Annotated in this window: 6 protein-coding genes and 1 pseudogene; 1 reads left to right on the forward strand and 6 read right to left on the reverse strand. The window is 62.0% G+C overall.

Features of this window, described 5'->3' with window-relative positions; all coding sequences use genetic code 11:
• The coding region (locus EN935_RS14670) for an NAD(P)/FAD-dependent oxidoreductase (RefSeq protein ID WP_164771133.1) at positions 1 to 952 on the forward strand (952 nt) is incomplete at its 5' end.
• Between the two features lie 15 nt (positions 953 to 967).
• On the opposite strand, the gene EN935_RS14675 is transcribed toward EN935_RS14670, so the two are convergent.
• The 6 genes and pseudogenes from EN935_RS14675 to EN935_RS14700 all read right to left on the reverse strand — a co-directional run.
• Positions 968 to 2,950 carry an ABC transporter permease subunit gene (locus EN935_RS14675; protein WP_126068316.1) on the reverse strand — a complete coding sequence of 661 codons (1,983 nt, stop codon included), beginning with the start codon at positions 2,948 to 2,950 and terminating at the stop codon, positions 968 to 970.
• Complete coding sequence (locus EN935_RS14680) at positions 2,947 to 4,032, reverse strand: glycine betaine/L-proline ABC transporter ATP-binding protein (RefSeq protein ID WP_126068317.1); 1,086 nt, start codon at positions 4,030 to 4,032, stop codon at positions 2,947 to 2,949. Before EN935_RS14680 ends, EN935_RS14675 begins: the two co-directional genes overlap by 4 nt.
• Before the next feature lie 79 nt (positions 4,033 to 4,111).
• Positions 4,112 to 5,086 (reverse strand): ABC transporter substrate-binding protein, encoded by a 975-nt coding sequence (locus EN935_RS14685; RefSeq protein ID WP_109662009.1) that lies wholly within the window; start codon positions 5,084 to 5,086, stop codon positions 4,112 to 4,114.
• 418 nt (positions 5,087 to 5,504) lie between these two features.
• Positions 5,505 to 6,269, reverse strand: coding sequence for an SDR family oxidoreductase (locus tag EN935_RS14690; protein WP_127262741.1), 765 nt, complete (start codon positions 6,267 to 6,269; stop codon positions 5,505 to 5,507).
• 80 nt (positions 6,270 to 6,349) lie between these two features.
• Entirely contained in the window at positions 6,350 to 7,219 is an 870-nt protein-coding gene (locus tag EN935_RS14695) for a DUF427 domain-containing protein (RefSeq protein WP_126068319.1), read from the reverse strand.
• Positions 7,220 to 7,391: 172 nt separating this feature from the next.
• Positions 7,392 to 7,659, reverse strand: a pseudogene (locus EN935_RS14700) (peptide ABC transporter substrate-binding protein); the annotation flags it as partial.

The following is a 7,659-nucleotide window of genomic DNA, read 5'->3' on the forward strand; positions in this document are numbered from 1 at the left end:
GAAGTTCACAGTCACCGCGCATGACCGCACCAATGACGTCACCTATTCGGAAGAGTTCGACAATGTCGTCGTCGCCTCCGGCCATTTCTCTGTGCCCAACGTACCCTATTTCGAGGGTTTTTCGACCTTTAACGGCCGCATCCTGCACAGCCATGATTTCCGCGACGCGATGGAATTCAAGGGCAAGGATATCCTGATCATCGGCCGCTCCTATTCGGCCGAGGACATCGGCTCGCAATGCTACAAATACGGCGCCAAATCGATCACCTCCAGCTACCGCTCGAAGCCGATGGGCTTCAAATGGCCTGACAATTGGAAAGAGGTGCCGCTGCTGCAGAAGGTTGTCGGCAAGACCGCGCATTTCAAGGATGGCACCACCAAGGATGTCGACGCCATCATCCTGTGCACCGGCTATCTGCATTCCTTCCCCTTCCTCACCGACGACCTCAAGCTCAAGACCGCCAACCGCATGTGGCCGCTTGACCTCTATGAAGGCGTCGTCTGGGAAAAGAACCCGCAGCTCTCCTATATCGGCATGCAGGACCAGTTCTACACCTTCAACATGTTCGACGCGCAGGCCTGGTTCGCCCGCGACGTCATCATGGGCCGCATCAAATTGCCGTCGGCCGAGGCGATGGCGGAGCATGGCGCGAAGTGGCGCGCGCGCGAGGAAACGCTCGAAGACGCAGAGCAGATGATCTGGTTCCAGGGCGACTACACCAAGGAATTGATGGACCAGACCGACTATCCCGGCTTCGACGTCGAGGCGGTCAACCAGACCTTCATGGAGTGGGAGCACCACAAGGGCGAAGACATCATGAGCTTCCGCGACCACGCCTATCGCTCGCTGATGACCGGCACCATGGCGCCGCTGCACCACACGCCATGGCTGCAGGCGCTGGACGATTCGATGGAGAGCTATCTCGAGGTGAAGGGCGTGGCGGCGGAGTAGGGCGGCGCGCCTCGGCTACCCCAGCCTTGCCCTGGCCTTTGCAGTCCAGGCGCTGAACAGCCGGTCGGCGACGATGCCGATGAAGGCGATGGCGAGACCCGCGACGATGCCGCGGCCGGAATCGGCCTTGGACAGCGCGATGAACACTTCCTGGCCGAGATCGCGGGTGCCGACCATGGCGCAGATGATGATCATCGCCAGCGCCATCAGGATCGTCTGGTTGACGCCCAGCATGATCTCCGGCAGCGCCAGCGGCAATTGCACGCGAAAGAAGGTCTGGCGCGGCGTGCAGCCCGAAACCTTGGCCGCTTCGATCAGCGCCGGCGGCACCTGCCTGATGCCATGATTGGTGTAACGGATCGCCGGCACCACGGCGAAGGCTATCGTTGCGATCATCGCGGTGACGTCGCCGACCCTGAACAGCATCACCACCGGAATGATGAAGCAGAAGGACGGCAACACCTGCAGCGTGTCGATGACCGGTGTGACGATCTTCTCGAAGCGGTCGCTGCGCGACGCCATCAGGCCGATGGGGATGCCGATCAGGCAGGCGATGAAGGCCGAGATGCCGCAGAGATAGACGGTCGCCATGGTCTTTTCCCACAGCCCTGTGACGGCGCAGAAGGCGGTCAGTGCTGCGACCAATACGGCCAGGCGGAAGCCGCTGAGCTGATAGCCGGCAAGGCCGAGCAGGAACACCGCACCCAGCCACGGAAACCCTTCGCAGAAGGCGCGCAGCGGGTTCAGCAGGTTCAGGATGAGCGCCACGCGAAACGCTTCGATCGTGTCGAAGAAATTGATCGTCACCCAGTTCACCGCCGCCTTCCACAGCGGGGCCGTGGTGAAGGTGATCGCTTTCGGCACCGCCGCGAAGGCGGGAACGAACAGGCCGAGCAGCGTTGTCACGACAAGGATGGCGATGGCCAGCGTCAGGTTAGGGTGGCGCCGCCAGAGGCTCGGGCTCATCTCCTGATGGACATGGCCCTTTGCCTGCTTGTGCGCGATGGCCTGGCTCAGCCGGTCGAGTGCGATCGCGAGCGCCACGATGGCAAGGCCCGCTTCCATCGCCTCGCCGACCTTCAGCGCGCGCAGTGCGAGAAGCACGTCGTAGCCGAGACCACCGGCGCCGATCATCGAGGCGATGATGACCATGTTCAGCGCCAGCATGATCACCTGGTTGACGCCGATCATCAGCGTCGGCCGCGCCGACGGCAGCAGCACTCGCCACAGTTTCTGCCGCGCCGTGCAGCCGGCCATCTCGCTGAAATCGTCGATCTCTGACGGCACCCGCGACAGGCCCAGCATCGTCGCCCGCACCATCGGCGGGGTGGCAAAGATGGCGGTCGCGATCATCGCCGAGACCGGGCTGTTGCCGAACAGCAGCAGCATCGGGATCAGGTAGGCGAAGGTCGGGATCGTCTGCATCAGGTCAAGGGCAGGGGAGACAATGAGCCTTTCGGCCCATGGCTTGCGCCACGCCCAGATACCGGCGAACAGCCCGGTGACGATGCAGAACGGCACAGCGATGGAGATCAGCCCGAGTGTCAGCATGGCACTGGTCCATTGGCCGAACAGCGCGATGTAGAGGAAGCAGCCACCAACCAGCAGGCTGAGTTTTCTGCCGCCAACGGCATGTCCGGCGAGGAAGGCGGCAGCGCAGACGCCGACCCAGGACAGGCGCGGCAGGACATAGGCATCAGCGCCGTGACCGATCTTGAAATTCTTGGCCAGCAGATTGAGCGCGAAATCGAGTGGCACGCCGAGCACCGCGGTGATCGAGCGGGTCAGCCACGACAAGTTGGACTTGATCCAGCGCATCAGCGCGCTGACCCAGTCGGCGACAGGCACGACGGCACTTGCCGGGTAGTTGACGGCCCAGGGCAACCTGTCCTGCAGCAGGAAAACGACAAGCACGGCGGCAAGCGCTGCCGCCCAGACCAGCAGCCAGACCTGAACCGGCCGCGACCGCGTCTCGCTGGCGCTCGCGGTCACCGTCATGCGCCGGCCCTTGAACGATCAATGCCGGCCAGCAGATCGATTACCGCTTGCGGCGTCACTTCGCCGATGGGCTTGCCAGTGCCGTTGATCACCGCGAACGGCTTGTTGGCGGCTACGATACCGGCCGAGAAGCTGGCGATCTTGGCATCTGGGGCAATGGTGCCGCCATGCTCCGAGCCGTCGCAGGCGCGCATCAGGCTGCGTGCCGAAATCACCTTGGCGCGGTCGACGTCGCGGGTGAACTCGGCGACATAATTGGTGGCCGGATTGACCACCAGCTCTTCCGGCGTGCCGACCTGGATGACCTCGCCATCCTTCATGATGGCGATGCGGTCGGCCAGTCGTATGGCCTCGTCGAAATCATGGGTGATGAAGACGATGGTCTTGTGCAGCATGGTCTGCAGCCGCATCAGCTCGTCCTGCATTTCGCGGCGGATCAGCGGATCGAGCGCCGAGAACGGCTCGTCGAGGAACCAGATTTCCGGTTTTGTCGCCAGGCTGCGGGCGATGCCGACACGCTGCTGCTGGCCGCCGGACAGCTCGCGCGGATAGAAATGCTCGCGCCCCCTTAAGCCGACAAGCTCGATGACCTCGCGCGCCCTTGCTTCGCGTGTCGCCCGGTCCTGCCCCTGGATGCTGAGCGGAAAGGCGATGTTTTCCAGCACGTTGAGATGCGGCAGCAGGGCAAAGTTCTGGAACACCATGCCCATCCGGTGTCGCCGCAATTCGATGAGTGCTGCATCCGAGATCTTCAGCAGGTCCTTGCCCTCGAATTCGACCTTGCCGTGGGTCGGCTCGACCAGCCGCGACATGCAGCGCACCAGCGTCGACTTGCCGGAGCCCGACAGGCCCATGATGATGAAGATCTCGCCCTGGCGGATTTCGAGGTCGACGGCGCGCACCGCGCCGACCAGCCCGGCAGCGGTGACATCGGCCATGCTGGCCTTGCCGTCGCGTTCGCGGATGAAACTGGTCGCATTCGATCCGAACAGCTTCCAGACATTGCGGCAGGCAAGCTTTATCGGACGGACATCTTTTGGCGTGCCCGCCACGATTGGCTCCTGTTCAGTCTTATCCGACATTCAAACGTCCTTCTGGAACATCAAGAAAGTGAGGCCCGGCTGATCAGGCAGCCGGGTCTCATTTTTCCAGTCGGAACGATCACTGCGCCCAGGCTTTCCAGTCTTTCTCATGAGCGGCGATCCAGGCCGCGGCGACGTCTTCCGGCGTCTTGCCGCCGAGATCGATCTCGCCGCTCATCTTGTTGAGCTCGTCGGTGTCGATCGTGTAGGCCTTTGCCACCTTGTAGGCGACCGGCCATTTGTCCTTCATGCCGGACCAGGAGTACTTCCAGATCTCGCCATGCGGCTTGCCGCAGTCATATTTGGCGTCGGGGTTCACGCCCCATTTCGGGTCGTTGTAGCACTCGGGCGTGTATTCGGGGAATTCAACCCACTCGCCCTTGTACTTGGCCGGCGCCCAGTGCGGCGAATAGATCCACAGCATGATCGGCGCCTTGCGCTGATAGGCCGAGTCCAGTTCGGCGAACATCGCCGCGTCGGTGCCTGCATGGATGACGGTGAAGGGCAGTTTCAGTGCCTCGACACGTTCGTCATCAAAGCCTTCCCATGTCACCGGGCCGCCGAGATAGCGCCCCTTCGGCGCGGTCTCCGCCGTCGAGAAGGCTTCGGCGCATTTCGGATCCTTCAGCGCTTCCCAATTGGGCAGGCCGGGGCATTTCTCCTTCATGTATTCGGGAAACCACCATTCTTCCTTGGCCTTCGGTCCAAGCTTGCCCAGCCGCTCGGTTTGGCCGGTGGCATCGGAGGCTTTCATGGCCTCGCCGGCGGTCGTGTCCCAGAATTCCAGGCCGACATCGAGATCGCCGTTGGTGAGGCCTGTGGTCAGGCTGGAGAGGTAGTCGGCTGTCGGATATTCGACGGTGTAGCCGAGCTTTTCGAGGATACCGCCGAGGATCTTGGCGTTGAGATTGACGCTGGTCCAGTCGAACAGCGCGATCTTGATCGGGTCATTGGATTCGGGTGCGGCGGCTTGGGCGGAAGGTGTCAGTGCACTCGCCGCGGCGAGTGCGAAGGCTCCCATTGTTAAGTTCGAAATCACACTGCGAAGTGACATGCTTGTTCTCCTTCAAGCTGTGAAAATTATCGTTCGTTCCCTTCTTGCGGCTTTTCTTGATTGTGTTGGAAAGGCTGGTCTTTGCGCAAGGCCGTCGGCGCCAAATTGTTGCCCCGGCTTTGGCCAGCGCAAGCAAGATGGTGCTCAATCTCGGTGATGATGGAATAGGACTCGAGTGTCGGCGTCATGACTGCCGACGGATCGCTGCGGGAGCGGTCATCTGCGGATCGATTGCCAGTCTTGCGGCGCCCTGCAAGGTGCGAGCCATCAAGGTCCCATGTTCTCGGCTGTCGACCCGGCAAGCCCCATCTCGCCAAGGCCGTTTCATAGGATGAAATTATATATACCAAGGTTCATGTCGCGCAACGACTAACACCTCGCGAGGCGTATAAATTCAGACTGCAGGCGAAGTCGAACACTACCAGCAGACGTAGCCGCCATCGACAATCAGGTCGAGGCCGGTGACGAAACTCGATGCACGGCTGGCCAGGAACACCGTCGGTCCGACCATCTCCTCCGGCGCCGCCATGCGTCCCATCGGCGTGTCGCGCTTGAAGATCTTCACTTCTTCCGCCACCTCAGGCCGTTTGTTCATCGGCGTCAGCGTGTAACCCGGGCTGATGACATTGACGCGCAGTCCGCGGTCGGCCCACTCCATGGCGAGGCTCTTCGACATGTGGATGACGGCGGCTTTCGAGGAATTGTAGTGCGCTTGCGTCAGCCCCCGGTTGACGATGGTGCCTGACATCGAGGCGATGTTGATGATCGAGCCCTTGCGTCGCGCCAGCATCTTGCGCGCTTCGGCCTGACAGGACAGGAAGACGCCGGCGACATTGACCTCATGCACCCTCTGCCAGGTCTCCAGCGGCATCGTCTCGGCAGGTTCAGAGCCGGCAATGCCGGCATTGTTGACGGCGACGGTCAGCGCGCCGAGTTCGGCCTCGATGCGATCGATCGCCGCCGCGAGATCACTCTGCGACGTCACCGTGCCTGTCAGCACCAGCGCCTTGCGGCCGAGCGCCGTGATCCGGTGGGCCGTTTCGTCCAGCCCACCTTTTGATGCATGGCCAAAACAGGCGACTTCGGCGCCTGCCTCGGCCAGTCCGATCGCGATCGCCTGGCCGATGCCGCTACCGGCGCCAGTAACCAGCGCGACATCGCCGTCCAGCTTGAAAAGATCCATCGATAGCCCTCCCTGTCTCAGGGAGCGTATGCGCTGAGCCGTGCTTCGATCAAGCGCCCGCACGCAAGCGGCTTCGATGCTCAGAAATAACCGCTCGACGCGGCCGTGGCTTCCTTCGGGATTTCGACGCCATCGACCAGGATCTTGTCGACCAGTTCGTGGTGGAAGCAGACCAGCCCCTTGATGCGCTCCGCCTCGTGCACCGGCTCGGGATAATACCAGACGAGGTTCTCGTGGCGCTTGGCCTTGGTCGTCACGTGATAATAGTTGGAGATGCCCTTGTAGGGACAGCGCGAGATGTAGCGGCTGGGCGCAAACATATCGAGCCGCGTGTCGGCGATCGGCAGATAGTGGCGCACCGGATGGCCGGTCTCGAACAGAAACACGCCGCGGCGTGAATCAGCGACCTGTTCGCCGTCGAGGATGACCTGCACGCGCCGCGAGGACGGCAGGCAGTCGACCCGGCGGAACGGATCGCGGGCGTGGACGAAGATTTCTTCGTCCTCCTCGAACCAGTGGCCCATCTTGCTCCAGGTGAACGACATGTAGTCCGATATCGGCGGACAGCCCTTGACCGGATCGAGGTAGCGCCAGGCCGCGTCCTCGACCAGCGTGATGCCGGTGTTGAGCGAATAGTGGGTGGCTATGCCCTTGAAGGGGTCCTCTGTCGTCGTCTTGCTCGGCAGCAGGAACTCCTCGCGAACGTCGCCGATCGGGAAGTAGTAGACCGGCAGGTGATCGGATTCGTAGAACACCAAGGCGTTGGTCGTATCGGCGACGGTCATTGACCCCACCTGCACACGCAGGCGCTTCTGCGTGGGCATGGTGAAGGCTATATAGCCCGGCTCGAATTCGTACTGCACGATGGTGTCGAGCAAGGGAAAATGCGGCCCACGGCCGCGCAGATGGGGCTTGCGAATGGTAGTCTCCCGTTTCTTTTCTTTTGTCATCGAGCGTTGCCGCAAAGCGAGATAAGCCTGTATCGGGCCGTTAAGTCGAAGAGGGCTTCGGGCGGCGAGTTTCTCCGGCATCGAGCGGCTCGAACGATGGCCCCCCATCGTTCTTCGCAGTCTTGCCGCGAAATAGTCTCACCGCCCGAAAAGCGGAATTGTCCAATCAGCCCTATCCCAGGGACACGCGATCGAGCAGCAGCCCGGCGGCGATCGGCGGCAGGCCGCTGACATTCTTGCGCACCGGTACCAACAGATCGGGGAAATAGCTGAAGATGACAGGCGTCTCGTCGAGCAGCAGTTTCTGGATGTCGGAGGCGGCACTGCGCTGCGCGCCGACATCGAGCGCCTTGAGATAGCTGGTGACCATGCCGTCATAGGCCGGGTTCTTGAAATGCGCCGCGTTCCACGGGCCGTCGCTGACCAGCGGGCTCTTGAGG

Source organism: Mesorhizobium sp. M7D.F.Ca.US.004.03.1.1 (genome assembly GCF_003998635.1).
GTDB classification, from domain to species: Bacteria; Pseudomonadota; Alphaproteobacteria; order Rhizobiales; family Rhizobiaceae; genus Mesorhizobium; species Mesorhizobium loti.

Bases quoted from the DNA above. Each gene is read 5' to 3' on its own strand.
- EN935_RS14675 (WP_126068316.1), bottom strand. From the start codon at position 2,950: ATGACGGTGACCGCGAGCGCCAGCGAGACGCGGTCGCGGCCGGTTCAG.
- EN935_RS14680 (WP_126068317.1), bottom strand. From the start codon at position 4,032: ATGTCGGATAAGACTGAACAGGAGCCAATCGTGGCGGGCACGCCAAAA.
- EN935_RS14685 (WP_109662009.1), bottom strand. From the start codon at position 5,086: ATGTCACTTCGCAGTGTGATTTCGAACTTAACAATGGGAGCCTTCGCA.
- EN935_RS14690 (WP_127262741.1), bottom strand. From the start codon at position 6,269: ATGGATCTTTTCAAGCTGGACGGCGATGTCGCGCTGGTTACTGGCGCC.
- EN935_RS14695 (WP_126068319.1), bottom strand. From the start codon at position 7,219: ATGACAAAAGAAAAGAAACGGGAGACTACCATTCGCAAGCCCCATCTG.